At 38.8% G+C, this 25,068-nt stretch carries 27 protein-coding genes; 13 read left to right on the top strand and 14 right to left on the bottom strand.

Annotated features, from left to right (window positions below):
- Positions 1 to 3: 3 nt before the first annotated feature.
- From CJ263_RS15900 to CJ263_RS15875, 6 genes are read left to right on the top strand one after another with little or no spacing between them, the layout of a single operon-like run.
- Entirely contained in the window at positions 4 to 579 is a 576-nt protein-coding gene (locus tag CJ263_RS15900; RefSeq protein ID WP_094998179.1) for a conjugal transfer protein, read from the top strand.
- A 2-nt stretch (positions 580 to 581) separates the two neighbouring features.
- Complete coding sequence (locus CJ263_RS15895; protein WP_094998178.1) at positions 582 to 1,424, top strand: hypothetical protein; 843 nt, start codon at positions 582 to 584, stop codon at positions 1,422 to 1,424.
- 11 nt (positions 1,425 to 1,435) lie between these two features.
- A complete protein-coding gene (locus tag CJ263_RS15890) occupies positions 1,436 to 2,050 on the top strand; it encodes a conjugal transfer protein TraK (RefSeq protein ID WP_094998177.1) in 615 nt (204 codons plus the stop codon).
- Entirely contained in the window at positions 2,040 to 2,969 is a 930-nt protein-coding gene (traM, locus tag CJ263_RS15885) for a conjugative transposon protein TraM (protein ID WP_094998176.1), read from the top strand. Before CJ263_RS15890 ends, traM begins: the two co-directional genes overlap by 11 nt.
- On the top strand, positions 2,966 to 3,826 hold the full coding sequence (locus tag CJ263_RS15880; RefSeq protein ID WP_094998175.1) for a DUF4138 domain-containing protein: 861 nt from the start codon (positions 2,966 to 2,968) through the stop codon (positions 3,824 to 3,826). The genes traM and CJ263_RS15880 overlap by 4 nt, the downstream gene beginning before the upstream one ends.
- A 7-nt stretch (positions 3,827 to 3,833) precedes the next feature.
- Positions 3,834 to 4,196, top strand: coding sequence for a hypothetical protein (locus CJ263_RS15875; RefSeq protein ID WP_094998174.1), 363 nt, complete (start codon positions 3,834 to 3,836; stop codon positions 4,194 to 4,196).
- On the opposite strand, the gene CJ263_RS15870 is transcribed toward CJ263_RS15875, so the two are convergent.
- The 9 genes from CJ263_RS15870 to CJ263_RS15830 all read right to left on the bottom strand — a co-directional run bounded on the left by CJ263_RS15870 (position 4,162) and on the right by CJ263_RS15830 (position 12,932).
- Positions 4,162 to 4,503 carry a winged helix-turn-helix domain-containing protein gene (locus tag CJ263_RS15870; RefSeq protein ID WP_229702472.1) on the bottom strand — a complete coding sequence of 114 codons (342 nt, stop codon included), beginning with the start codon at positions 4,501 to 4,503 and terminating at the stop codon, positions 4,162 to 4,164. The two genes, CJ263_RS15875 and CJ263_RS15870, sit on opposite strands and share 35 nt — an antisense overlap.
- Positions 4,504 to 4,586: 83 nt before the next feature.
- Positions 4,587 to 5,207 carry a hypothetical protein gene (locus tag CJ263_RS15865; protein WP_094998172.1) on the bottom strand — a complete coding sequence of 207 codons (621 nt, stop codon included), beginning with the start codon at positions 5,205 to 5,207 and terminating at the stop codon, positions 4,587 to 4,589.
- A gap of 3 nt (positions 5,208 to 5,210) precedes the next feature.
- Positions 5,211 to 8,249, bottom strand: a complete 3,039-nt coding sequence (locus CJ263_RS15860) for an HsdM family class I SAM-dependent methyltransferase (protein WP_094998171.1) — start codon at positions 8,247 to 8,249, stop codon at positions 5,211 to 5,213.
- Positions 8,250 to 8,454: 205 nt separating this feature from the next.
- Positions 8,455 to 10,035, bottom strand: a complete 1,581-nt coding sequence (locus CJ263_RS15855) for a type IV secretory system conjugative DNA transfer family protein (protein WP_094999277.1) — start codon at positions 10,033 to 10,035, stop codon at positions 8,455 to 8,457.
- 9 nt (positions 10,036 to 10,044) lie between these two features.
- A complete protein-coding gene (mobB, locus tag CJ263_RS15850) occupies positions 10,045 to 11,076 on the bottom strand; it encodes a MobB family relaxase (protein WP_094998170.1) in 1,032 nt (343 codons plus the stop codon).
- 11 nt (positions 11,077 to 11,087) lie between these two features.
- Entirely contained in the window at positions 11,088 to 11,468 is a 381-nt protein-coding gene (locus CJ263_RS15845; protein WP_094998169.1) for a BfmA/BtgA family mobilization protein, read from the bottom strand.
- A gap of 431 nt (positions 11,469 to 11,899) precedes the next feature.
- A complete protein-coding gene (locus CJ263_RS15840; protein WP_094998168.1) occupies positions 11,900 to 12,097 on the bottom strand; it encodes a hypothetical protein in 198 nt (65 codons plus the stop codon).
- 22 nt (positions 12,098 to 12,119) lie between these two features.
- Entirely contained in the window at positions 12,120 to 12,500 is a 381-nt protein-coding gene (locus tag CJ263_RS15835; RefSeq protein WP_094998167.1) for a DUF6876 family protein, read from the bottom strand.
- Positions 12,501 to 12,575: 75 nt separating this feature from the next.
- A complete protein-coding gene (locus tag CJ263_RS15830) occupies positions 12,576 to 12,932 on the bottom strand; it encodes a single-stranded DNA-binding protein (RefSeq protein ID WP_094998166.1) in 357 nt (118 codons plus the stop codon).
- A 491-nt stretch (positions 12,933 to 13,423) separates the two neighbouring features.
- Here CJ263_RS15830 and CJ263_RS21010 point away from each other — a divergent pair, with 491 nt between their 5' ends.
- Positions 13,424 to 13,588: a hypothetical protein gene (locus CJ263_RS21010; protein WP_158657181.1), complete on the top strand. Its 165-nt coding sequence runs from the start codon at positions 13,424 to 13,426 to the stop codon at positions 13,586 to 13,588.
- A gap of 551 nt (positions 13,589 to 14,139) precedes the next feature.
- Here CJ263_RS21010 and CJ263_RS15815 read toward each other — a convergent pair.
- Positions 14,140 to 15,087: a DUF1259 domain-containing protein gene (locus tag CJ263_RS15815; RefSeq protein WP_094998163.1), complete on the bottom strand. Its 948-nt coding sequence runs from the start codon at positions 15,085 to 15,087 to the stop codon at positions 14,140 to 14,142.
- Positions 15,088 to 15,477: 390 nt separating this feature from the next.
- A complete protein-coding gene (locus tag CJ263_RS15805) occupies positions 15,478 to 16,314 on the bottom strand; it encodes a DUF932 domain-containing protein (protein ID WP_094998161.1) in 837 nt (278 codons plus the stop codon).
- Between the two features lie 299 nt (positions 16,315 to 16,613).
- Between CJ263_RS15805 and CJ263_RS15800 the strand changes: the two genes are divergently transcribed.
- From CJ263_RS15800 to CJ263_RS21290, 4 genes are all read left to right on the top strand, one after another.
- A complete protein-coding gene (locus CJ263_RS15800) occupies positions 16,614 to 17,618 on the top strand; it encodes an IS110 family RNA-guided transposase (protein ID WP_094998160.1) in 1,005 nt (334 codons plus the stop codon).
- Positions 17,619 to 17,684: 66 nt separating this feature from the next.
- The gene (locus tag CJ263_RS15795) at positions 17,685 to 18,056 is read left to right on the top strand and encodes an ArsR/SmtB family transcription factor (RefSeq protein WP_094998159.1); all 372 of its coding nucleotides are present in this window, start codon (positions 17,685 to 17,687) and stop codon (positions 18,054 to 18,056) included.
- Position 18,057: 1 nt separating this feature from the next.
- Positions 18,058 to 18,660 (top strand): mercuric transport protein MerTP, encoded by a 603-nt coding sequence (merTP, locus tag CJ263_RS15790; RefSeq protein WP_094998158.1) that lies wholly within the window; start codon positions 18,058 to 18,060, stop codon positions 18,658 to 18,660.
- A complete protein-coding gene (locus CJ263_RS21290; protein ID WP_094998157.1) occupies positions 18,660 to 18,869 on the top strand; it encodes a GDCCVxC domain-containing (seleno)protein in 210 nt (69 codons plus the stop codon). Before merTP ends, CJ263_RS21290 begins: the two co-directional genes overlap by 1 nt.
- A gap of 286 nt (positions 18,870 to 19,155) precedes the next feature.
- Here the strand turns inward: CJ263_RS21290 and CJ263_RS15780 are convergent, their stop codons facing one another.
- The 3 genes from CJ263_RS15780 to CJ263_RS15770 form a co-directional block, all read right to left on the bottom strand.
- A complete protein-coding gene (locus CJ263_RS15780) occupies positions 19,156 to 19,563 on the bottom strand; it encodes a hypothetical protein (RefSeq protein WP_094999276.1) in 408 nt (135 codons plus the stop codon).
- Positions 19,564 to 19,912: 349 nt separating this feature from the next.
- The gene (locus CJ263_RS15775) at positions 19,913 to 21,166 is read right to left on the bottom strand and encodes a site-specific integrase (protein ID WP_094998156.1); all 1,254 of its coding nucleotides are present in this window, start codon (positions 21,164 to 21,166) and stop codon (positions 19,913 to 19,915) included.
- Positions 21,167 to 21,551: 385 nt separating this feature from the next.
- Positions 21,552 to 23,114 carry a Fic family protein gene (locus CJ263_RS15770; protein ID WP_094998155.1) on the bottom strand — a complete coding sequence of 521 codons (1,563 nt, stop codon included), beginning with the start codon at positions 23,112 to 23,114 and terminating at the stop codon, positions 21,552 to 21,554.
- Positions 23,115 to 23,684: 570 nt separating this feature from the next.
- Between CJ263_RS15770 and CJ263_RS15765 the strand changes: the two genes are divergently transcribed.
- Both CJ263_RS15765 and CJ263_RS15760 read left to right on the top strand, forming a co-directional pair.
- On the top strand, positions 23,685 to 24,092 hold the full coding sequence (locus CJ263_RS15765; RefSeq protein ID WP_094998154.1) for a hypothetical protein: 408 nt from the start codon (positions 23,685 to 23,687) through the stop codon (positions 24,090 to 24,092).
- Between the two features lie 80 nt (positions 24,093 to 24,172).
- Positions 24,173 to 25,009, top strand: coding sequence for a DUF932 domain-containing protein (locus tag CJ263_RS15760; protein ID WP_094999275.1), 837 nt, complete (start codon positions 24,173 to 24,175; stop codon positions 25,007 to 25,009).
- The last annotated feature ends 59 nt before the right edge of the window (positions 25,010 to 25,068 follow it).

Raw genomic sequence — 25,068 nt, 5'->3', positions numbered from 1 at the left:
ATTATGAAGACAAAAATCTTAATTATCGCAACGGCATTCATCTTTTTACTGCCTGCACGCGCTGCGTGCCAAGGAATGCCTGTTTATGACAATACCAACTTTATCAGTTTGGTAAAGCAACTTTTGGAATCGGGAAAACAGACGGCAGAAATGATAAAGTCCGTCAAATTTTTAAAGGATGCTAAAGAAGCTATTGAGAAAGTATCAAGCGTTGTGCAACAGCTTAGGGCGGTTGAGGAAATCGCACAAAACAATCAGCGCCTTATCAATGTAATGCAAAATGACCTTCAGGATATTCTGAATTCGCCATACATCAAACCCGAGGAAATTGATAGGGTGGTGGCCTCGTTCGAAACCATTGTCCAAAATTCATTGGATACGGTGGATTTTATAGACGAAGTCCTTTCCAGCGATTACCTGAAAATGAGCGATGCCGAACGTGCTGAAATATTGAAAGCAAAAGAACTGGAATCCAAACAAATGGTTTCCAACATCACTACAAAAACGAAACGCTATCGTGACATTATTTCTTTCAGAAAAATGCAGGATAAAGTCAATAACCGAGAAACAGAATATTAAAAATGACCGCGACCATCATTTTAGGGATTGGGTTGGAATACATCGATACGGTGTTTCAGACCATACAGGCCAGCGACTTTTCGCAATATACTATTGCTGGAATGAAAACGCTTGCTGTCCTATTTTTCTTGGTCAATATTCTTAAAAAATACAACGAAGGTATTGCAGACAAAGATGGTTACACTTGGGGATTGAGTCCGGGCGAACTGGCCAAGAACTTCGCAATCGTCCTATTGGTCATATTTTCAACGCAGGTGCTAGGATTCTTTGATGGTATATTGGTAGCCATCGAGGGACAATATAGGGGCACGGCACCTGCGTTGCTTCCATTGCAAATGCAGGATATTCCTATTGAAGAAGACGTTAGCATCATTGAAGTTGCGCAAGCAGCTATGACGCTCTTATACGAAGCCTTGGTAACACCCCTTTACGGCTTCAAAATATTTGCTTTTATTATTAGTCTTTTCCTCTGGATTTTGGATTTGTTTATCTATCCGCTGTTTTTGGCAGAGCGTTTTTTCCTTTTGGGAATAATGCAGGCATTTTTTCCTTTGGTCATTAGTTTGGCAGTATTTGAAAAGTTCCGTTCGCTTGCCTATACATTTTTCAAATTGTATGCTGCGGTTTATATGCTTGTACCAGCTTTTTTTCTTGTCAATGTATTCATAAATACGCTATATACTGAAATCAACACGAACTTTTGGACAAATTTATTCGGTACTGATGTTGGAAGTGGATTCTTTGCACCAGTCGTTCAATTGGGTTCTGTTGGCTTTATCGTCTTCCTGAAATTTAAATTGTACAGACGGGCAACCTCTTTCACATTGAGATTATTTACCAACTAATTCAATTCAAAATGAAAACACCATATAAGAATATTTACAACGTCCTAAAACTGAATCGGTTTATCGTTTTAGCAGTCGTTTTATGTTCGTTATTATCAAGCACTTTTTCGGTTTGGATGGTATTCAACACCAATCAAAAGGCGCTCAATAGTGCATTTGCGATTAATACTGATGGCAGTATTATTCCGCTGAAACTCGTTACACAAAAAGAAAATTTCAGGGTGGAAGCTTTGGCGCATCTGGAATTGTTTCACAACTACTTCTATAACATAGATGCGAGCAATTATGAACGTAACTTGGAAAAGGCGCTGTGGTTGGGCAATAGTTCTGTCGATAACTTATATCGCCAGAAAAAAGCGGATGGTGTCTATAATCGGTTACTACAATATTCGCTCGTTCAAAAAGTATTGAGTATTGATTCAAAAATTTCAGAAAGCAACGGTGCGTACAGTTTCACTACGACTACCATTTTTGAAATCAATAGAGGATCTATCATCGATACCTACGAATTGGTTTCCACCGGAAACCTAATTATGGTGGACCGGAACTTTCCCAATAATCCGCACGGACTTTTGATTACGAATTACTTCGAAAACACTTTAAAAAAACTGAATGATGAAAGTTGAGAAAAACAAAATAGTATTTGCAGCGGTATTGGCCGTGATTTTCATATTCCTCATTTCCTATTCCGTAATGGTAATGGGCGATGATGACAGCGAGAACGAAAGCCTACAACAGACTTTAGTGCCTGATTTGGAAGAAGACCAGAAAGAATACGAGTCCAAGCTCGATGCGATTAACGACCTGAAGGAAGTGCGCGAAACCAATGCACCCAGCATCTATGATGAAAAGTTGATTGATTCCTTGGGCTTTTACGACCCAGATTTAATAGAACGTGAAAAAGAACGCATTGTTGACAGTATCTATGATGCAGGCAAGATTAAGTATTCCGAAAAGCGATATCAAAATTTGGGGCAAAGGCGAGCACCCCAAAAAACTATACCAAAAGTGGATTCAGCTGAAGTTAAAAGAACTCAAAAAATTGAAGCTAAGGAACTGGGCTTGGAACATCAACTGTTCTTTGCCGCTGCGCCAAAACCCAATGAAGTTTCAATTATCGGCAACACGGACGAAACGATTTATGTAGTAGTGGATGGCGACCAAGTTGTTCAAGCAAATACCCGATTACGGATGCGCCTTACCAAATCTGCTACTATCAATGGTAAACTGATGCCAAAGAACACACCCATTTTCGGGTTTATCAGTTTTCAGCCTAATCGTGCATTGATTGAGATTGAGAATATAAAACACCATCCCACCAAACTTAAAGCCTTCGATTTGCAAGACGGTAGCGAGGGTATCTATGTTGAGAACAACTTTAGAGAAGAAGCTACAAGAGAGGTACTCGATGATGTTATTGGTGATATTAATATCCCGAGTGTACCACAAGTTGGCGAACTTACACAAGTTTTCAGGCGTTCTAACCGAAGGGTAAAAGTAACCGTACTGAACAATTACAGATTAATTCTAAAACCTAAATTATGAGAGCAAAAATTATAATATTAGCAATAATGATTTCCACTTTCGTACCTCGACCTTGCTCGGCGCAGGCTACAGCGAATGCACAAAAGACGTACCTACTTGATACCATTTATGCGAACGACACCAAAAACGTTGCACTATTCTTTCCAGAACCTATTCGGCAAGGCATAACCGGTTCAGATAATTTCGTCTTTACCTACAATCGTGAGAAAGAACAGTATTTTGGCCTGTTACAAGCCAAGCCTGGAAAGGAAAGTAATTTACTGGTAGTCAACCGAAATGGCTCGATTTTTTCGTATATTGTAAGGTATAAAAAACAGCTTTCTAAGCTCAATTATTTCATTCCAGCATCCAATAGTATCGGGAATGAAAGGCCGATTGTAACCGATTCAATTCTTGCTGAATCCTCTGAAGAGCGTGTAGATAACAGAACCTATTATTACCAAAAATTCTGCTCGTATTTGCTCAACAGAAAACAGCGCATAGGTAGAATCAAAAAGCGAAGTGAAGGTATAGTTTTGAATGTTGAGAATATCGTTTTTGATAAAGAAGAACTGTACTTCGTTATCCGGATTGAGAATAATTCTACTTTGGATTATGATTTGAATTTCTTGAACCTTTCGATTGAGACACGACAGAAAGGAAAAAGAAAATCGCTACAACGTTTGTATCAAGAGCCAATTTATAAACATAATCTGGCTTCAAAAATTGTAGAAGGTCAAACGGTACGGTTCGTTTATGTGTTGCCCAAATTTTCATTATCCAATGACCGTAGGGCAATTTTAGAACTGAATGAAAAGGATGGCGAACGGAATATTGAAATGAAACTATCACACAGATATATTAATAACCCAAATTAATACTGTTATGAAAAAAAACGTCATTTGCTCACTCGTACTTCTATTCATTTCCTGTTCAGAAAACAAGAATGTGTCGCCTTCAGAAACTGCCAAGATTGTTGCAGAAAGCTTTTTCTCAAAAGATGAATCAGTTCTAAAAAAACATACCACATCAGAAGGGTATGCCAGTTTGATTACGGTTCAAAATATGATGCCTGATTCTGATAAAGACATTGAGGTAGAAATTTTAGATGAAGTTGTAGATGGGGAAACTGGTTGGGTAAAATATACCACCTCTTATGATGGAAAGTCTGGTGTTTTCAAATTGATAAAGGAAAATAGTCAATGGAAAGTCACTAATAAAGGACCAAGAGAAAAAGGGCCTTTTTAATAGACTGTATTATTTTTTTTGCGAGATTAACTTCCCAATAACCCCTTGTTCCCCCTTGACGCTCTATATATCCAGCATCCTTTAAGTTGTTTAGATGCTTCTGAATTGCGGATTCATTTACATTTAGGACTTCTGCTATTCCTGAACGGCTTATGCGGTTATCTGCGGCAATCAATTTTAGTACTTGCTTTTGCCAAAGGGTCAATTCTGAAATAGCATCTATGATTTTTTCGATTTGACCACCTTTTAGACCACCCCTTACACCACCTATTTGGCCACTTTCTTCAACAGCAGTTTCTCTGGCCATAAATGTCATTCTAAGAAAGTTATCTGAAAAACTAAAGCTCTCTTTTCCATAGTGTTTCAAAATACGCGGGATACCAGAGTCCTTTAGGCGCTACTCAAAGAAGTGAAATCAAACATAAAATGTTTTATTAACATATCGTCAGGATGCTCTGATTCGTAATACTTGTCGTGAAAATGATAGGGTTTGAGTTTCAAAAATTCAAGTTCCCTTTCGTCTTTTTTCAAAAGTTTATTAACCCCATTTACGGTTTTGTCTAAATCTCCTTCGAGTACATACCCAAGTAGGCATCCGTTCTCATATTTATTAGTAACAAAACTGTTAATTCCGGTATCAATATATCGTCGTTTTAAACCAGAATCTTTTTCCTTAAGGTTTTTGGCTTCCATATGGTATTCGAATTCTAGGGATGAATTTATAGTTACCAATCTAAGATCTATTCTAGGAAATTTCGCTGCAAAACCTTTTTCCTTTTCTATATCGTCTTTCGGCAAATGCTGCTCAACATTTGTAACGATTCGCCACTTTAATCTTAGTGGATTTTCCTTAATGCATTTGTGCAATTCCCAAGTAATGTCATTTTCATCCCAGTTGAGTTTGATGACTTTTGTTTCCATAGCTGAAACATAAGATTCTGTTATCAGCTGAAAGCATTTTTCTTCAAAGCCTCTTTTAAAGCTGGCAACTATGACTTTGTTTAATCCCATTTACTATACCTCATTAAGAATTTCCAGTATTAATTCCGAAGCGTCTTCAATCGCCATAGATTGAGTCCAGAATCGTCTCTGATTGGGACGAACAATAAAAATCTCGTTGCCTGTTTTATAATTTAATTTTTTTCTGAAATAGATGTTAGTTGCCTTCTTTTGCCATAGTACCTTGTCGAGTTGTCTTAGTTCATTATCTAAATTTTCCTTAGATTTTATTAAACCTCCCTTTTTAGTTCCAAAAGACAATTTAATCATCATCAATGGTGAATAGTATGGCATTCTAAAAGTTGTAGCACCACAAATGATTTCTTGATTATTAAGAAATTCGTTTATTTCCGAAGAGATTCGTTTTGCATAGTTTGTTACATCTGCTATCGGTAATAGAGCTTTGGATTTTTGCTTATTTTCGAATAGGTCAAGACTATATTCCAGACTATCATTTATTATGACCATTTCTCTATCAGTCATTCCCAAAACATCTTTCAAAATTACCTTGTCAATCTTTTCTTCTAACTGGGAATAATCCTTTTTCAGAAAATCTGATTTAATCCCACTCATAATTTTATCAAAATGACCTACAATTTTCGATAAGTTTTCTTGATTGAGCAAATTTATAATTGCTGGCGTATCCATCACTTCATCCATAAAAATTTGCTCTCTTTCTATTCCCCAGGAAGAACTAACCATAAATAAAATATAGGTAGTAATTTTTGAGTTGAAAATAGCTGTCAGCGCTTTCTTTTCATCACTCTCTACATTTCCGTTAAATATGTAACAGGCTGTTGTACAATATGCGAAGTAATCAATATATGATGCGGTTAACTTTCTATTCTTCTGTCCTTTTTTAAATAATACATATGGCGGTTTAAACAGATTTTGGTCTATATTCCTAAAATACTTATCATTCTTTTGCAAGGCATCAGTAGGTGTATAAAATCTTTGGATGTACCTTGAATTAATTACTTGCTCTGGAATAAAATCTTGATGCTCTCTGTCTCCATTTAGTCCTGCCCTAGGCAAGCTCCAACCATTTTTGTTGTTTTTCAAAAAAGCCTCCATTGAGACTGTTTTCTTTGATATTCTCTTGATAATATCGAAGTCGCTCATTCCGCCCCACATAGCAACCTTCCAAATTTTAGTGGATGGTTTTTGACATTCCTCTCTAGGAAGATATTTTAAATCAGTACTATCAATACTTACACCTTCAATAACATTTGATTTTATATATGTTTTTGGGGCGTAATAAATAATTGTGTTAGATTTCTTTTTAGGGGCATTTTTTCTGTAAAATATTACGCTAATCGGTCCAGTTGCTGAACCAAATAATTGACCCCCAAAATCCTCAGGCACTTTCCTTAGAATTGAAAAATTATATATCTTTTCTACATAGCATTCATTAAAAAGCCATTGTCGAAATGATTGATATTTACCATTAGTGTTTGTCAATACCTTAGTATTAAATATTAAGGCAATTTCGCCATTCTCTGCAATTTTGGTTGCCTTGTGTAAAAACGGTAGAACCATTTCCTTCGCGAATCCATATTTATCGCTATAATCTCGAATAGATTGAGATAGATTCTTAGTGCCGAAAGGCGGGTTTCCAACCACCAAATCAAACTCGATTTGTTCTACTTCAGGATTTTGTTGAATAGTATCACTTCGGAATAGATTATTACCTTGTTCAACTAGAGTCTCATCCAAAGGGTCATTTATCAAATATGGTAAGCGATAATCTTTGTTTTGCCAAATCGTCTTAGGATTCAAGTTGTCAACTAAAGCCAGATAAAGACTAAAAGCTGCTACCTTGATGGATTGGGGATGTATTTCTATACCAAATATATTATCCGTTAGTAGCTTCTTCAGCTTATTAAAATCCGTAAGTTTTTCCGAATTGGCATTTTCGTAACGCTTTACCAAACGTTTGAAACTTTCAACCAAAAAAATCCCCGAACCACACGTTGGGTCTAAGACCTTAATGTTAAATTCTTTTTCTGTCCTAGAGATTGGTAATTTCTCATTTAATATGAGTTCAACTAGTGACGGTGGTGTATAATAAGTGCCAGTATCTTGTTTTAAAGTAGGGTTTATTTCAGCCAAGAAATTTTCATAGATTTCACTTAATAATTCTATTTGAATAATGCTAAAATCGAATAGGCGTAGATCTTCAAAAAGATTCTGCTGTAAGGTATTATCATTACCGTTGATAAAACACTTTCGGATAATTTTTAGATGTTCTCTAGAAATTGACTCATTGCTATCTATGGTAAACACATTACCATTAAAATATTCTTCCAGTTTCTTAAATAGTGAGTATGTTTTATCTGCATCGTCTAGAATGTCAAAATAAGACTTCGCTCCTTTTTTGATTTCTGAATAGAACTTTTCATCGGTTGCGCCTCTATCCTCTAAATACAATAGGAATAGAGAACGCATTATTATTTTATGAATTAGGTCTATTTCTAAGCCTTCCGCTTGTAATTGCTTAGCGGTATAGGTAAGGCTCTCTACAAGGTATTTATCAACCCTTCGCTGAAGGCTTATCTTCTTTCTAATCTCATAAGCTTCTTCTAATGTCCATATGATACCTGTATCAATAGCAATAGTGGAAAAAAGATTTTGAAGCTGTGTGAGTTTGGTTTTATCTTTGAGCTTATAAGACTCAATTTCGAGCGTTTTAAGTTCCTTCTTATAGTCAAAATCATCTGATTTGATTATAAGAGGTTTCTCGGCACAATTGTATATACGGATTTCAGTTTCCGAATAAACGTAAAGAAAAATTACCTTTTTGAAGTTCCAGATTTTTTTTTGAGTCTTTGCAATTTGATGAAGAGCACGGTCATCAAATTTTTCAACCTTTTTTAAAAAAACCGCAGGATAACTATTATGATTTTCGTCGGTACTGAAATAAATTTCATCAATACCGAAGTCTTTCACTTGATTAATTACAACTAGCTGACTTTCAGAAATTTGATTAGATTCCGAAGTAACAGAGACGGCCTTGTCCAAGCCTAAATTTTCTATTATATCAAAATCAATCATATCGAAAGTTGTCCAAAATATCTGATAGTTAGTTACATACTAAATTAACTCCAAAGGTACAAATGATTTTGCGATTTTGATAATCGAAGTTTTACTATTATTTGGATATATTCCATAAAATCGGATAGGTAATTGATTATCCAATTAAATGAACTGTAATTAATAAAAGTGTTAATGATTTCAATAAAAATGAAAGCACAGCATATTATTTAAATATCGACCGCACTTCTTCATAAACACGCTCAAAATTAGCATTCATATCAGCAATTGAATATTGCTTGGCTTCTTCTGGTAGTTTCCTGTTTATTTTAGATAGTTTGAACTGCACTTTCTTATCCTTCCCATCAGCATAGGTAATGAATTCGCCTTGTTTCAACCTAAAGAAAACATCAGCCCGTATTTTCGGTATTTCCTTTTCGCCTGTAGTAATTCGGGTGTCAAAATCAAGGTTATGACCACGACTTATACTTTTGGTTGGATCCTTGATGATTTCAAAAAAGCGTTCGTAATATTTAGCGGTGTCCGGGTCGTTGACCTTTCCGAAAAACTGATAGGATAAATTACTGAGAATCGCTTTGCTTGCCTTGTCGCCATACATCATATCGTTCTGAATTTTGTCCTGCATCACGTAGATGGTCGCTATATCATAGCTACGCAACGTTGCAGGAATGCGATGCATATTCAATAGTCGAATGGTCGGTGCTTCTTCCATCAATAAGAATGATGGTCGAGAATTGCGCACACTCATTTGCTTGGTAATGGTGTGGATAATGGTGGCGATTACTGGCGAATAAGACGTTTCAAATTTGGGATTATTTACGATAGAAATTACTGCTGGATTTTCCTCATTATTGATATTGAGCGGTACTTCATCTGCTGACAAAGCCATAAAAATCCGTTGTGTACTAATTCGTTTCAGCGCATTGGCCAGCGTGCTTTTAACGCCTGCGGTCTGCCTATCGGAATCCTTTCCACTAATAAAAGCATCTGCCATCGCCTTCGATGTGGTGTTGGTTTCTAAAAATTGGATAAGGCTGTCCGTGTCCAGATATTGGTAAATGGCAATCAAATGGGGAAGTGTACAGAACTGTGGATAGGTGGTTTTCAGTTTCCAAATCAACCCACCAATCAAACCTTCCGCAGCATCATTAAAGAATTTTGTTGTTCCGGTAGCGCCACTTTCTCTTTGTTCTAAAAGGTTTTCGATTAATACCCTTGACACTTCGTTTACGCTTTCCTCGTTCTCTAAATAGCGTGGCGCAATAGGATTTACCCTGTGGATGATTTTATCAAAAGAAATAACCTTAAATGGGATATCGCTATCCTTAAAAAGTGGGTGCGCCATTTCGGTCAGTTCAAAATCCTTATAGTCGTGGATAATTCCGCAAAATCCTTCTTTACGGAAATGTTTTAAAAAACCATAAACCACGCTTTCGGTCTTGCCACTTCCGGCAGAGCCGATAACAGATGCCCCACGTTTTACGTTTTCCAGTTTAAAACTTCCGTTATCTGTGGCAAAATTAACGCGGTATTTACTATCGTCATTTTTTGGCTTGTCCGTTTTGTGCAAAAAAACGTACAGTCCTGTATTAATTAGCATCATCGGACAACCTAAATAAAGCAGGGTCAATATCAACCGATTTTCTTCGGAAAGATAAAAAATCAGACCTGCGATTAGCAGTATATTCAGTGCGAACGCATACCGACTGATCCTGAAAAACGAATAAAATAGTAAACTGGTCAAGCCAATAACCGAGAGTACTGTAAAAAGATTATCTATTTCCATCATCCTAATTTAAATACCGATTGAACTTGATTTAATTGCCACATCCAAACCCTTGCGCAGCTTGTTGAAAGCTTTTAGGGCAAACTGTGCCTGATTGGTCGGGATGCTTGGCATTATCGGGAGGCCCGTTTCCCGCATCAGCTTGAAAGCGATCACCTTTTCATTGGTGGGCAATTTCATTAGGGAAGCAAAATAGATTTTGGGATTTTTGATAAAATCCTTTCGGGCCTTATAGGTTTCCGCAAAGTTCCGCTGATAGCCAAAAGTTTTGTCAAAGGTTTTTTCCGCTTGCTCAAAAAATCTGTCCCTGTCAAAGCCCCGTTTGACCTTTTTTCCTCTCATCTCAACATTGGAAGCTTTGTATTTGCTCCCGGGCGAAAGGCTGAACGAGTTGCTGGCATCCTTGCGGCTTACGATAATGTGGATATGGCTTTGGCTTCCGGCTTTGGACATTCCCTGCACAATCCGTTTCCCGTCCTGTTGGTGCGGGGCCTGCTTTTCTAATTTTGCGATTTGCCTTTCCCGCTTTCTGACACTTCCTTCCATCGAGCCATTTTCAATATTTCGGATTTCATTCTTTAGCTGAAGTATTTTGGTGGCAAAGGGTTGATTTTCCCTGATCTGTTTGTCTGTCCCCTTAAACATTCGTTGATGCTCTATTTTAGCGTAATACTTCACATCATTTATGTTTACAGGTCGCCCATTGATTTCCCGGTTGAAGAATGCCACATAATCCTTCATCAGTTCACGGGTATACTTTTTGAGATCTTCGCTGCTGTTCTGTAACCTGTTCAATTCGCATTTGGAAGGACTGACGGTAATCGAATAAAATTTCGGTTCTTTCTTTTTCAGTTTGGCACCGTTTCCATCAATTTCCTTTACCACTTCCTCGGCTGAAATTTCATCGTAATATTGATTGAAAAAATGTTCCATATCCTCCTGCTCCAGACCTTGGTTTTCCTTTTCCAGATAGCCCACAAAATCGACGGAACTTTGGGAGTAGTTCCCGCCCAATTTTTGAGGTGTGATCGTGATGTACATAGCTCAAAATTTTACAGTTCGTTATTAGGATTTCGTTTTTCGCGAAAGCGTACCTTCTTCTTTTCTTCCGCAAATCTTTTCTCCAGGATCAACGGTTTTTTCACAGGTTCTTCGGTCTGAAAAAGAGATTCGATCATCGCCACGGTGGGTTTGGTCTGGGTCTTTTCCATATCCCGCATAATGGCGATTACCGCATTGATCCGTTTCTTTAAATTGGCCTCGATCGTCCTTCCGGTCGGGCCCAGTTTTTCCCGTGGCGAGATTTCGTTGTAGAAGAAAAAATCGAGCATCGTGGCCATTGCCTCGGTGTGCGATTTGAAGTGTATTCTTGAAAATTGCTGGAAACGTTTCGCCGTTTCCTTTTTGAATCTGATGCCGATAAATGAATCCATATTTCGCCGATTTGTCGCAAATTCCTATCTAAAAATGGGCGTTCACGTGGCATTTGTCGCAAATTGTAGAAATCTAAATAATCGGATAATTTTTAAGTGTCTAAAAATCAGATGATTAATAAGGAATAGGAATGCTTAACATCGCATCGCGTGTTACCCTCTTGCTACTCCTTTTCGTCCCGCCCGGCGGGACAAAAATTTCGTACAATTTGGCTAAATGCCAATTGCCAATTTCAGGGAAAAGATTTCCCGTTATGTAATTTTTCGATGGGCAGGGTTATCGGCGAAAGTCAAAAATGGGATACCCCTGCGTAAAATTGAATGCTGAATTTCAGCGAAATAAAGATAAGGCTTTTTATTGAATTGATGTCAACAGAATGAAAAAAGACCCTTGAAATTTCAAAGGTCTTTCCGTTCATATTTGGATAATTTCAGATATTAAACACATAGGTATAACTGTATAGATTCCGAAGTGCCTCCTCTTCGATCATCACCTCAAAATTGGTGCAATGCTCCTTTGCATAGTTTCGAATATCATCGCCAAATTTATGCTCAACGTCCTTTTTTGAACTTTCCAAAAGACGTTCTTGGGCTTCCCCGTTCAGGTCTGAAAAATTTAAGTAGATCATAATTTTTAGGTTTTTGAATGGGTTAATATTCGTTCGGTAACATCAACGTATTATCCACAAAAAATAACCGCAGTTCATCAAGTGGAAAATCCGTTATTCGATAGCCGTGTTTTCCAAAAATGTTCCCGTTTCCATCGCTGTACGTTATCTCGGCTTCGTACCCAGAATAATCCTGTCTTTCCTTGGGCAACCTTTGAAAGTCGATGGTTATAAAATAGCTTTTATCCATCAAGGTTTTCGCAAATGCAGAGGTATCGGTTATCAACCAAAAACATTCCGCAGCTTCCGCCAAATATTTCAGTCCGTTGGTGTAACGGGTTCTTAATAATGGGATTTGAAACACGGTTTCCGATCCGTGAAAATGTTGTAATCCGTCTTTGATTTCTTTAACTTGTGCTTTCATTTTAAATTTATTTAAAGTGTTAATAATGAAAAAGAGGGCGCAACTTTCGAGAGGAACGCCCTCTTTAATTTTAGATTACTCGGCAGAATTAGTACCGTTTTTAGCTCCCAACAAAAGGATTTCGTTGGCTTCCACTTCGGTAACGTATCTTTTGATACCGTCCTTGTCCTCGTAGCTTCGGGATTTTAGTTTTCCCGTTACCCCGATTTCCTTGCCCTTTCCGGCATATTTCTCGATGATTTCGGCAGTTTTGCCCCAGGCCACAATCGTGTGCCATTCGGTACTTTGGACTTTCTCGCCTTTGGCATCTTTGTAATACTCGTTCGTGGCGAGTGAAAGACGGGCTACCTTTTTACCGCTTTCAAGGTTCGTGATCTGTGGCTCTTGGCCAACGTTTCCGATCAACTGTACGTGATTTTTTAAAGTGCTCATAATAAAAAATTTAAAGATTAATTAAAATGCTACCCGAACCCTTCGGATAGTTTGCGTTTATGTTTTTTTGAAGTGATTTACTTATTATATCCAGAGCGTTTTCCTTTTTTTGTTTTTTTAGTCCCGCTTCCTTTTTGATGTTTTTGTAAGATTTCATAATTTTCGATTTAGATTTACTTCCCATAGAGCCGTCCGCTGTTACCTTTTTTTGTTGCTGATACATTTTCAATATTTGGAATTAATAAGGAGTTATAAAAGGGAGGCACGACCGGTTATGCACTCCGTTTAACTTCCAAATGTTGGTATTTTGCTTACAAAAAAACGGTAGGGACAGCGGTGGCTCGGGAGTATTTCTAAATGACTTTTGTGAAGTACCAAAACATAGGAAGTGGGACTAAATGATAAATGGAATTCCTATCAGGCGGACTTAACTTTAAAGATGTAGATTGGGAATGAAGTGTCCCTGCCATTTTTCAGGCAGGGTTAACGCAATGGAAATCGGAATCTTTAGAGTTGTGTCCAAGACCATTGTAGGAAAGCGCTTTGCCCGGAATGCAGCTTTTTGCGGAATGAAGAGGCAATGTGCTGACCGTCCTATGAAAACGGATTATCCCCTTGAAGTAGGATGTAAAGCGGACTTGACTTCAAAAGTGTAGATAGGAATGGAGTTTGACCGCTTCCCGAATTTTCTTGGGAACAAGCGGGCAAGGGAAATGGGAACCGGAGGCTTTGGAGTTGGGTCCAAGACCTTTGTAATGAAGCGCTTTTCCCGGAAGGGAGCATTTCGCAAAATGCAGGGGAATGGGCTGAGTGGGATGAAACTGCCATTTAATGGTGCCAATAACCTCGGATTAAAAGGGAAGTTGACTCATAACTTTTTTTGGAATTTGGGCTTATAAATTTGTATCTTGTAGGGATTCAAACGACTTGAAGGGAATATGAAAACAGTAAGACAAGATGGTCCCAAGCCATTAAATTTCAATGAATGAAAACCAAAGTAATTCTAAATTTTTCCTTTTTGTTCCTTCTCTTGTTTAATGGATGTAAGGCACAGGATCAAAGCAATTCACTTAAATTAATTGCAACAGTTACTTTATCTGAAGTGAGAGGTCGAATAAGTTATACAACAATCAACAAATAATTTATATCGCTGCATTGGGGAACAATACCGCAGTAATTTTTACCGGCCATTTCGGGTTTTTCCGAATTATTGCACGGAAGAAGTCTGATCTAATGCAGCCTTAAATCCTTTTGCAAGTTCTTCCGGGTTTCCCTTGGCCCAAAAATGCATATAAAACAATCGGGGCTTCTCAAAAAGCATATGGTTATGGAGTGCTGCAACTTCAATATTGTTTTTTGCCAATTCTGTAATGACCGCATTTACTTCTTCAGCCTTCATTACAAAATCGCCCGTGATAACAGCCTCGTTTTTATTGATGGCCTGAAAGCCAATTGCGGTGGCAATCCCAAATGTTGAAGGCATAGTGTTGCCGTTCATAGTAATAGCCCCTTTCCTGGGGAAACCATATTTCAATAAATTTCCACCTTCTTTGCCATTCTCCCCCAGGATCTTCTTAACCGGAGCCCAATCCATTCCCTTGTTTTCGTTTTTATTTGATGTTTCGGTCAATGGCGTGGCGGTAAGCGCGTAGGCACCTTTCATAATTTTAGATAGCTCCAAAGCATCACCATTTCCCGCGATGTGCATATAAATCAGCCGTGGTTGTTCCCGTAACAAATGGTTATGAACGGCGGTTATTAAAATGCCGTTTTCTTTTAAATAAGGTATGACCTTGGGAATTTCGTTGTCCAACAAAACCATATCCCCCATAATTTGCGTATTCTTCCCCATTGGGCGGTAGGCTATCCAGGAAGTATAAGCCAAGCCCGCCTCCACAGACACCCCATCAATTTTTAGGTGAATATCGGTACGGGGAAAGGTAACTTTGTAAAATTCTTTATTGTCCGCAAGTTTTTTGTTCCAGAAACCGTCTATTTCATTAACATTAAATGAATTTTGCTGAACCAAATTCATTGAATCCCGAGAAACAGATTTTTCAATTTTTGGGTTTTTATCTTCTTTGGGTTTTTCATTGCGATTATTGCAGGCAACTAATAATCCCAAAATACTTAATACAATCAGTAGCTTTTTCATCTTGAAAATGATTTTTTTAAAGTTAAGAAAAGTTATGATTAAATCATAAAAACAGTTCTGCCAATGCAGAAATTCCGCTCTGAAATATGAAAACGCATTATCCTCTTGAAGTAGGGTTTAAAGCGGACTTGACTTCAAAGGTGTAGATGGGAATGGAGTTTGGCCGCTTCCCGACTTTTCTCGGGAACAAGCGGGCAAGTGGAATGGGAATCGGAAGCTTTGGGGTTGTGTCCAAGATCTTGTTAGGAAAGTTCTTTGCCCGGAATGTAGCATTTCGCGAAATGCAGGGGAATATGCTGAATGGGATTGCAAAACCAACTTTCCAAATAAACTCTTTCGCTCAGAATAAAAAAAATCCAGTTTAAGGTACTGGATAAACCTTTATCGGCATTAAGCCATTTCATAAACGGCATCGAACAGTTTTTTGTCCAAGCGTTCCTGTTGTGAAAAGCTTTTCTTCAATGTATTGTGAAGCATTTGATTAAAAGCATTATAGCCTATCCACAAATTTGGAGCTTCATTGAGCAACAACGCTTCATTATCCAAAATTTCAAGGACTTCACGGGATTTCTTTGAAGGATCGTTGTTCTTATCGCTACATTCATACCGGAACAATTTAGTGCTTTCCAGAATTTTCCTTACAAATTCTTTGGTGTCGATGATTTGAAATTCCCTCATTCTGTCGAACTTCTCAGTAATCGTGTAGAATTCATTATCTACGAACTTATCGAACAGATTATTCAACCTTGGCATTATCAGGTCGGTATTGTTCTTACTATGCTTGATGGCGAACTCGATTTCGGCCTGTGAAACGTGCAGGCCATTGGAGCAAACCTCCCTATAAAAGCCAAAATGTCCCGATGTCTTTTCGCTACCATCATAGGAATTCTTGAACCGCAGCATTGGCAATATCAGGTCTTTTTCATTCTTGACCGAGAATTGGCTGTTGTCATCGATGATAAAATCGGTTATAAATGACCTGTCATCCCTGTTGATCGTTCGTTTCTGATAATTCAGCTTGGCATCGGTCAACATTTCTTCGGCTTTCTTGAAGAAGAGCTCATTGGGTACGTGGCCGTAGCTGTTTGATATTACGTTGACAATTTTACCATTGGAAATTATGGCATTTTCAAGTCCCCGTCGGGATTCCATCTGGGTCAGGCTTTTCAAGGATTTCATTTCTGATGGAACGAAGATGTCATCCTGCTGTAAATTTGATAAATACATAACATTTGATTTTAGTTAAACAATAAATATTTAAGCTAGAACCAAACGGAAGATAAAATCTCGGCTCAAAAGGAAACGGATATCGTTACTTAGCCGATAGAAATAATATTGTTAGAACAGATACAGTTCTATCTTGAAATTAATAGTTCCACTTACTGCAATAGCTTTAGAAACGGAATAGAGGAAATCTACTATTTATATTAAGTACGGTAAGTTATTTGAGCCTAAGCCAGAGAGTATTACGGGCATAACCCACTAACGATTTAAGCCGCTCAAAAGGAACATCAAAAACACTTATTATGAAAATATATGGAATCGACCTGTCCAAAGAGAAATTTGACGTAAGCTATGTTATTACAGGTGAGGAGAAAAAAAGGATTGTAAAAAATGACTTTAAGGGTATCTGCAGCTTTTTGAAACAAGTTGAAGATAACTGTATCCTGGTAGCTGAACATACGGGAACTTATGGAGACCTGTTAGTTCATCTCTGTTACCAGTTCCAAGTCAAAATAGCATTGGTCTCCGGCTATAACATTAAGCATAGCTTGGGGTTGCAACGGGGAAAGAGTGATTCGAAGGATGCTTATCGTATCAGGAAATACGGTGAGAGGTTCACTGAAGAATTGCACTTAACAGAGCCAAAGCCCGAGTCGGTCAAAGAGCTCAAGGAACTTTATAGTTTGCGGGAACAGTTGTCAAAGAACAGAACATCCCTTTTATTGGGAATGAAAACAAGAAAGCATGGTCCTTCACAGAGTATTGTGGCTCATAGAAGCTATCAGAGAGCCATTATGAATGTGGAAATTGAAATTGGGTCCATCGAAAAGGAAATCGAAAAAATCGTTCAGAGCGATTCCGATTTAAAGGATAACTACAAGCTTATTACAAGTATCAAAGGCATTGGCCCGGTAATCGCAAACAATCTGATCATCAAAACTGAAAACTTCAAACGTATTACAACGGCCAAAAAGGCTGCGGCCTTTGCCGGGGTATGCCCATATCCAAATTCCTCCGGAAAAACGTCCATGAAGTCCAAGACCAGTCATCTAGCCGACAAAAAACTAAAATCATTGTTGTTCCTAGCCGCCAAGACTGCCGTGGCGCACAATAAGGAGTATAGTCTGTATGCACAACGTAAAAAACTTGAGGGAAAACCTTATTTCCTGATAATGAACAATGTGTCCAATAAAATTTTAAGAACCGTTTATGGAGTGGTCCAAAATAGGAAACCATACGATATCAACCATATTTGCATGGACCCTAGAAATATAGCCAGGCCATACTTGTCGTTCAAGGACAACTAACAGAATTATTTCAAACTTATTTAAGTATTTGCTTAAATAATTATATCTTAGCATAAAATTCGTCCCATGAAACTTGAAATCAGCTGTACCAGAGCAGAGGCAGACCATCAACAAATTCTTCGTTGTAAAGAAGATTTGAACAGAACAGCTGATTCCATAGAGGATGTAAGCAGATTGATGGCACTTGCAGGCAATGAAGTTCGCTTTAAAATATTGTTCCTGTTGCAAAAGGAGATTGAGTTATGCCCCTGCGACTTTGCAGATATTTTGGAAATGAGTGTTCCCGCTATTTCACAACATTTACGTAAAATGAAAGATGCTAAAATCATTGGTGCCCGCAGGCAGGGTCAGACCATTTTCTATCACATATCAAAGAAGAATGAAGCTTTTTTTGCCGCTATTTTAAGTAATATTCAATCTAAAAGAAAAATTGCGTAAAATGAAAAAGACGATAACCTCCAATCAAGGTACTTTTGCTGGCCTTTTCTCCGCGATTGTGGCCTCTCTATGCTGTATTACACCTGTATTGGCATTGTTTTCAGGTGCCACAGGTGTTGCCTCCACTTTTTCCTGGATAGAGCCTTACAGGCCAGTTTTAATAGGCCTCACCCTTTTGACCCTAGGTTTTGCCTGGTACCAAAAAATAAAATCACTCCCACAAGATATTGATTGTGTCTGCGGGGATGACAAGCCTAAATTCATCCAATCAAAAACATTTCTGTTTTTGGTGACCATTTTTGCGGGTATTATGTTGGCATTTCCCTATTACTCACATTTGTTTTATCCCAATTCAAATATCGAGAAACAGGTCGTTTACGTATCCGAAAGCAATTTAGGTGAATTGAACTATTCCATTCAGGGAATGACGTGTGCGGGTTGCGAAGCCCATATCGAGCACGAAGTCAATCAATTGAACGGTATTTTGGAAGTGGATGCGAACTACGAAACATCCAGTGCTATTGTAAAGTATGATATGGGTAAGGTAACACCTGAAGAAATAGAATCCGCCATTGCAAAAACAGGTTACAAAATCGTAGACTAATGGAAGTGATTCTAAAATCCACTGTTACCTGTCCACACTGTGGTCACCAAAAAGAGGAGGAAATGCCAACAACTTCCTGCCAATTCTTCTACGACTGTGAGAATTGCAATAAAGTATTAAAACCAAAACAGGGTGATTGTTGCGTTTTTTGTTCATATGGCTCCGTGGCTTGCCCGCCCATTCAATCCGGTACTAGTTGCTGTAATTGATGATTTTAACAAAACCCATATCAAGTCAAATAATCTACAGTTCTATATAATCATGGAAATTTTGGGAAAATAATAGGGCTCAATTCTTTTAAAAAATTTGGTTTTTAATAGAGTATATAAAAGGAGCGAGAAACGAGCCCGATTATGCCGTAGTCTTTTGATGGGAGTATTTTACGGGTTTACCTTTGCGCATATATTGATTGAATACTCTCTCTCTCTCTCTTTTAAGAAAAAAAAACCTACTCTTGTGAAGTAGGCTTTCCTCTTTTAAGGATTTGAAAGTAGCTTAGAGCTCAAATTGTAAAATCTGTTCCTCAATTTCAGACTTTCTTTCCTCCAAAGTGGATTGCAAGTGTGTTGTGACCAATTTGATAAGGTTCGTATTGGTCGTTTTAAACTCCAAATTGTGGGAATCCCTGATGTAAAATGAAGCTGAATCCCCTTGGTTGTAGTTGAATTTCGTCAATTCGTTCAAGGTCTGGGTTAACCGTTCCCGTTGGGTGGCCAATCCTCTCAGTTTTTCAAAATTTTGGATCCTGTCATCCAAACTGATGGTAGCTTTTTTGGATGCTACCGTTTTTTCTGTCGAAGCAGCTTTTCCGATAGCTTCATCTGTCAGCTTTTTCTGTACTTCCTTTTTAACGGATGCAGTATCCTTTTTTGAAGTTCCGTTTTGTTTTACTGTTGTTGCCATAATTAAAAATTTTAAGTTAAACATTATTTTAAATCGTTTTGGCAGCTTGTTAGGCAACTAGCAATACCAAAACAGGGCATCAACAGCCACGGGGAGGAAGGGGCAAGGTATGAGCGGTTATTTTTCGCAGAAAAATGTTCGGCATCCCGAAGGGCTTGACCTTGAACAAGCGGTGGATGTGGCTACATTTGCCCACGGTTTGGTTTTGGTGGCCTCAGCTGACCGAAAAATAAAATGACTTAACGCAGAAATTTATGGCTCAATAAAAACTGAAATCTGCAAGGGATCAGGCAAGAAAAAATAAGAGTGCCGACTGGATTAGAACCTAAAAGGAATTTTACAAACCGAATTATTGATAATGCACCCTTGTTTCGGCCTTGTCCGTGGTGTTTAATTTACTGCGCAACGAACGCATATCCGATGACACTTTTTGTTCGATGACCCTCGCGTAGATTTGCGTTGTGGAAAGCTTTGTATGCCCCAACAATTTTGAAACGGTCTCAATGGGCACCCCGTTGGAAAGCGTGACGGTGGTTGCAAACGTATGCCTTGCCGCGTGGAACGTAAGCTTTTTATTAATTTTTAGAATTGCCGCAATTTCCTTCAAATACTTGTTGATTTTCTGATTGGAAAACACCGGCAACAGTTCTTCTTGCTTGCCTTTAGGTTCTTGGTCATACTTTTTCAGGATGTCAAGGGCTTTATCCAACAGGGGGATTTTAACCGCCTCACCGTTCTTTTCCCTCTTAGTAAATATCCAGTAATCCCCATCAATGCCACGTACAATATGGTCATCACAGAGCAATTTCACATCAATATAGGACAAGCCCGTATAACAGGCAAAAACAAAAACGTCCCTTGTTTTCTGGTGCATCCCTTTGGAAAGCTTACCGGATTCCAAAACTTCAAGTTCCGACTGGGATAAAAATGCCCGTTGGTGTTTTGTGAACTTTAGCGAGAATCTCACAAAAGGGTCTTTCTCGATCCATTCCAATCGAAGTGCAAGGTTCATCATCTTTTTCAAACGTTCCAGATGTTTCATAACCCCGTTGTTCTTTAGGGGCTGGGAACGGTTTATGGATTTTCCGTTGCGCAGGAACTGTTCAAAGTCAATGATGAATTTATAGGAAAGATGTTTCAGGAAAACGTCATTGGTTTTCAATTTGTGCTTCAAATACCTTTTAATGTAGCGTTCCGTAGTGAAATAATTTTTCAGCGTTCCCGGCTTGAGTACCGAAACCATATTCTTGTTGTGGTAGGTAACCAGTTGAAGCAGCGATTTGTGCTGTTCATCTTCCCCAAGGTAACGGGCCTTGATTGCTTGGGCGGTAACATATTTGGATTCGCCCAGAAGCTGTTTGTGGCAAGCCAACAAATCGGAATACACTTGGTCAAGGTAAACATTTAGTGCCTTGCCATCGGAAGTCCTAAGTGTTGACCTTTTGGAACGGGTATCCCAATAGGTAACCGATGTAAATCGTTTTAAACTGATTTCTGCACGTTTTCCATCGACCGTGATTCGGGCATAAATGGGGGCGAAATCATCTTTTTTCTTGGCCATACTCAGCCAAAAATGAATGGTAAAAGTCTTTGAAGTCTGCATAAACTCTCGCTTTAAGTGAATAATCGATTTGTTTACGAAAGTCAAATCGCTGCGAAAGTCAAGTATATTGAATTACCAATGTAGTAAAAATTCTGGTAACAATTTAGGTAACCGAATAGGTAACCTTTGAATTGATATTAAAGCCAATCTTAGGATTTCAAGAAAAATGAAAATCCTTGATTTTCATAAGATTAGCTATAATTTGGTGTCCATTGACACCGTAATTGTCGGGGTGGCAGGGTTAGCCCCTCATTTCCACTCCCCTATGTATCAATGTTTTATATTTCAGTATTCTCAATAGGGCACCTATTAAGGCACCTTCAAAGTTCTTTAGAACTTTCGAGAAAACAAATTTAACCAAATGATTTCAAATAATATCATGCGGCTATTTTTTGTTCGGCAGTTCCGCTGCGTTTTTACCTTTCATTCTTTCGACTACCAAATCTCCCAAGAATTTTGCAAACGGCCCGATATCCTGCCTTACACTGGCCTCTTCCAATGCCTGCATATATTCGTCCCGCTTTTCTACGGGAATTACGGTCCACGGATAGCCACCGGAGGCCAGCATTGCATTCATCAGGAATCTGCCCATACGACCGTTTCCATCCATATACGAGTGGATAAAAACAAAGACAAAATGACCCAGCACGGCACGTACGGAAGCCTCGGGCTCTTCCTCCAGCAGTTCAAATAGGATGGGCATGGCATCGCGCATGGCATCCACATTTAGGGGGACATGCTTGGAATTACCGATATATACTTGGTTATTACGGTAACCGGAAAGGTCGGAAGCCTTCAACAGGCCTGCCACCACACTTGGGTCGAACAACTGCCTGTACCATGCGGCATGGTCTTTATCGACCTGTGTTCCTGAATTTGCACCTTCCAATATGGCTTTGATGCTTTGCTTTACGGATTGGAAAGCCTGATAATACCCCCGGGCGGCCATAGCATCCCGTTGTTTCCTGTCCCCTTCGTTTTCCTCGGTGTCCCATTCGCCAGAACTCACCTTTTGGATCAATTCGGGGGTCACCCGATAGCGCTCAATGGACAGCGAATGGTAGGCATCCGTTATGTATATATCGTCCACGTCCTTCATATAGGATTCATGGTCGGTCCGTATGCCGGGAGCTTGGGGGAAATTGGCCATTACCGCCCTGCGCATCTGTAGCCATATCAGGCGTATACGGTTGGCATAGGGAGAACGTTCCCTTGCCGACAATTTCAATTCCAACCTGGTATCAAAGGGATCTTCCTCCCGGATATCATAATCGGCCTGTTTGAAGGTCTCCATGATCTGGTCGGCTATTCTGTCACGTTGAATGTTACGAAAGGCCCCGGCCAATCGGCCAGCCAATGTGGTATGCCCATTTTCCAATAGTATGGGCAATAATTCCGAAGCATCCCGTATCAACGACAGCGTGGTACGCGCATCGATGGCATTGCTTGTATACACCGACACCCCTGCATAGATGAGGGAGGCCTGTAAATCATACATGCGGATGCCTTCTTCCATTACGGTCTGTTCCGAAGGAGGGATATCGGTCTTCAAATTGAACAGGGAAGTGTTATGGGGTAACGGGGTGGGCTTGTTATTGCCCTTGGGCGACCGTATAAGCAATTGCTGCGGCACCGACCGGTTCCCGGCATGGAGCAGCAAGGACTGGTCTGCCGAAAGCGACCAATCGTCTCCATATTTTCGATTAAGAAACCGTGCTATAAATTCCCAATAGGAACTGTACCACGCTGTGGTCTCACCATCTTTCTCATTGGGGTCCGTGGCAATATACCATCCTTTGGAGACTTCCCGTAAAAAACCATTTTTGACAAGCAATTGACGGTGTTTCACATTAGGGATATCATCGGTATGAATTCCTACCATACCCTGGTCCTGTAACCCTTTCAAAAAGGTAAGGGCCTCTGCGAATCGTTCTCTGGGGGTTGCCATGTTGTTGAATTTATTTTTTTAATCTTTGCTTTTGGGCTAAAATTAGTTTTTTCTGTCGTGTTAATATTAGTAAAACCAAATGTACTAAAATTAGCAAATATAACCGTGGTAAAATTAGTAAATGTATGTCGGTGCATTTTGGAAGCACACAACATAATGGCCCGACTTTGTCAATATATCCCTCTATTTCATCTTGTAATTTTTATTTTACTCTCGATACTTTACATCATTTGAACAGTCCTGTTTTGTAACATATTCAGCAAATATTTGTTACAAATCATTTTGACGGTGGTTTATTTATTTCTCCATTTACAAACCAATAGTTTGTGTATTCGAACATTTTTAAACCATTTGAAAGAATGTGCCCAGGAAAAAGTATGGCAATAGATAGTATTCATACAATATTTCCGAAAATTAAACGTCGCAAAATGTTTGCGTTCAAATTTGTCCGCCTAAAAAATCGGTACCCCCTAAAGGTCTCCCCCAATTTTTCACTTGAAAATTTGAGACAAAATTTTGGCTTCCGTTTGTGTTGTGCTCAAATATTGTTTAATCTAAAATTTCATTATCATGGAAACAAAAACAAAGTCAAACGGAGTAGCAAAAAGACAGACTGCGACCGTTAAAAAGGAAGTACAGGACAAATTGACCAATGAGGCCATTGGAAAAACGGTAGTACCTGAAAAGAAAGTAACGGCTGAAAAGCCCGTTATCAACTTGGATGACCGCATCCAAAAGTTCGAGAAGCTAAGAGGCTTGGCCAATCAACGTGAACGGTTGACGGAAACTTTGAACGAGCTGACCAAGTTCAATTACAACCAAGACGGTTCGAGTTCGTTCCACATCCGGGATTCCAGACATTTGGAGTTCAAGACCACCAACTCCAATCTGATAAAGTTGGTCACTACGCATTTACAGTCCACGTTGGAACAACGTAAAGCTGAAATTGAACAAGAGATTGTCCAATTTGAACTTTAATGAAGCGAATGTCATCAAAAGTGAAAGCCTACTCCACAAGAGTAGGTTTTCTTTTTTTATTCACCTTAAATTTTTCAATTATGTATCTAAATAATTTACAACAGGACGAGATTTTCGTCCCATCGGAAATGAAAACCCTTGAAAGTATTACAGGAATCCAGTCCCGCAGGGGGCTTGAAAATGTCATTGTATCCAATGGCAAAGTGGTCAACGTAGTATCGAACAGCTATGGCCACATTCCCAATGAACTTTTCTTCAGAAAAGCTGAACAGTTATTAATGGATGCCAATTTAAAGTATCACAAACGCACCATTAACAGGAATGATAGGTCTTTCATTACCGATTTTATAATCGAAGACGATAATCAATTCTCGCTAAAGAACGGACAGGACAAGATACTTCCAATGCTACGTTTCAAAAATTCCTATGATGGAAGCGAAAAAACGTCTGGGCATTTTGGATTTTACAGGGAAGTATGCACCAATGGATTGCACGTTGCCCAAGCCGAAATAGCATTTTCTATAAAGCACAGTAAGAACAATACTGATTTGATAATGCCAAAGTTGAACTTGCTCTTTGAAAAGTTTCTCAACAATGAGTACTACGAAATCGCAAGTAAATTTAAAGAAATGGAAGAAATCGAACTTATCAACACCAAAGCATTCGTAAAGGACATATTGGAAAAAACAAAATTGTTCCGTTATGAATGTAGCGACAAGAACGATGACCCATCAAAGAAATCCCGTGAGGTCATAGAACTTATCAACGATGAACCTTTTCCGTCTTATTCCAAACCTAATTTATGGGTAGGTTATAACGCCTTTAATTGGATGTTGCACAATACCTTGAAAAAAAGCTTTTCGCAACAGGAAAAATTGGACAAGATGTTGTTCGATGAAATATATGCAATGGTTTAAGCAACATTGTAAAAGGTTTATCCAGTACCTAACAAAACTGGATTTTTTAATTATACTTC

The organism is Maribacter cobaltidurans (assembly GCF_002269385.1).
Taxonomy (GTDB): Bacteria; Bacteroidota; Bacteroidia; order Flavobacteriales; family Flavobacteriaceae; genus Maribacter; species Maribacter cobaltidurans.
The sequence above is the reverse complement of the archived record's forward strand: the minus strand, read 5'-3'. Positions and strand labels throughout refer to the sequence as shown.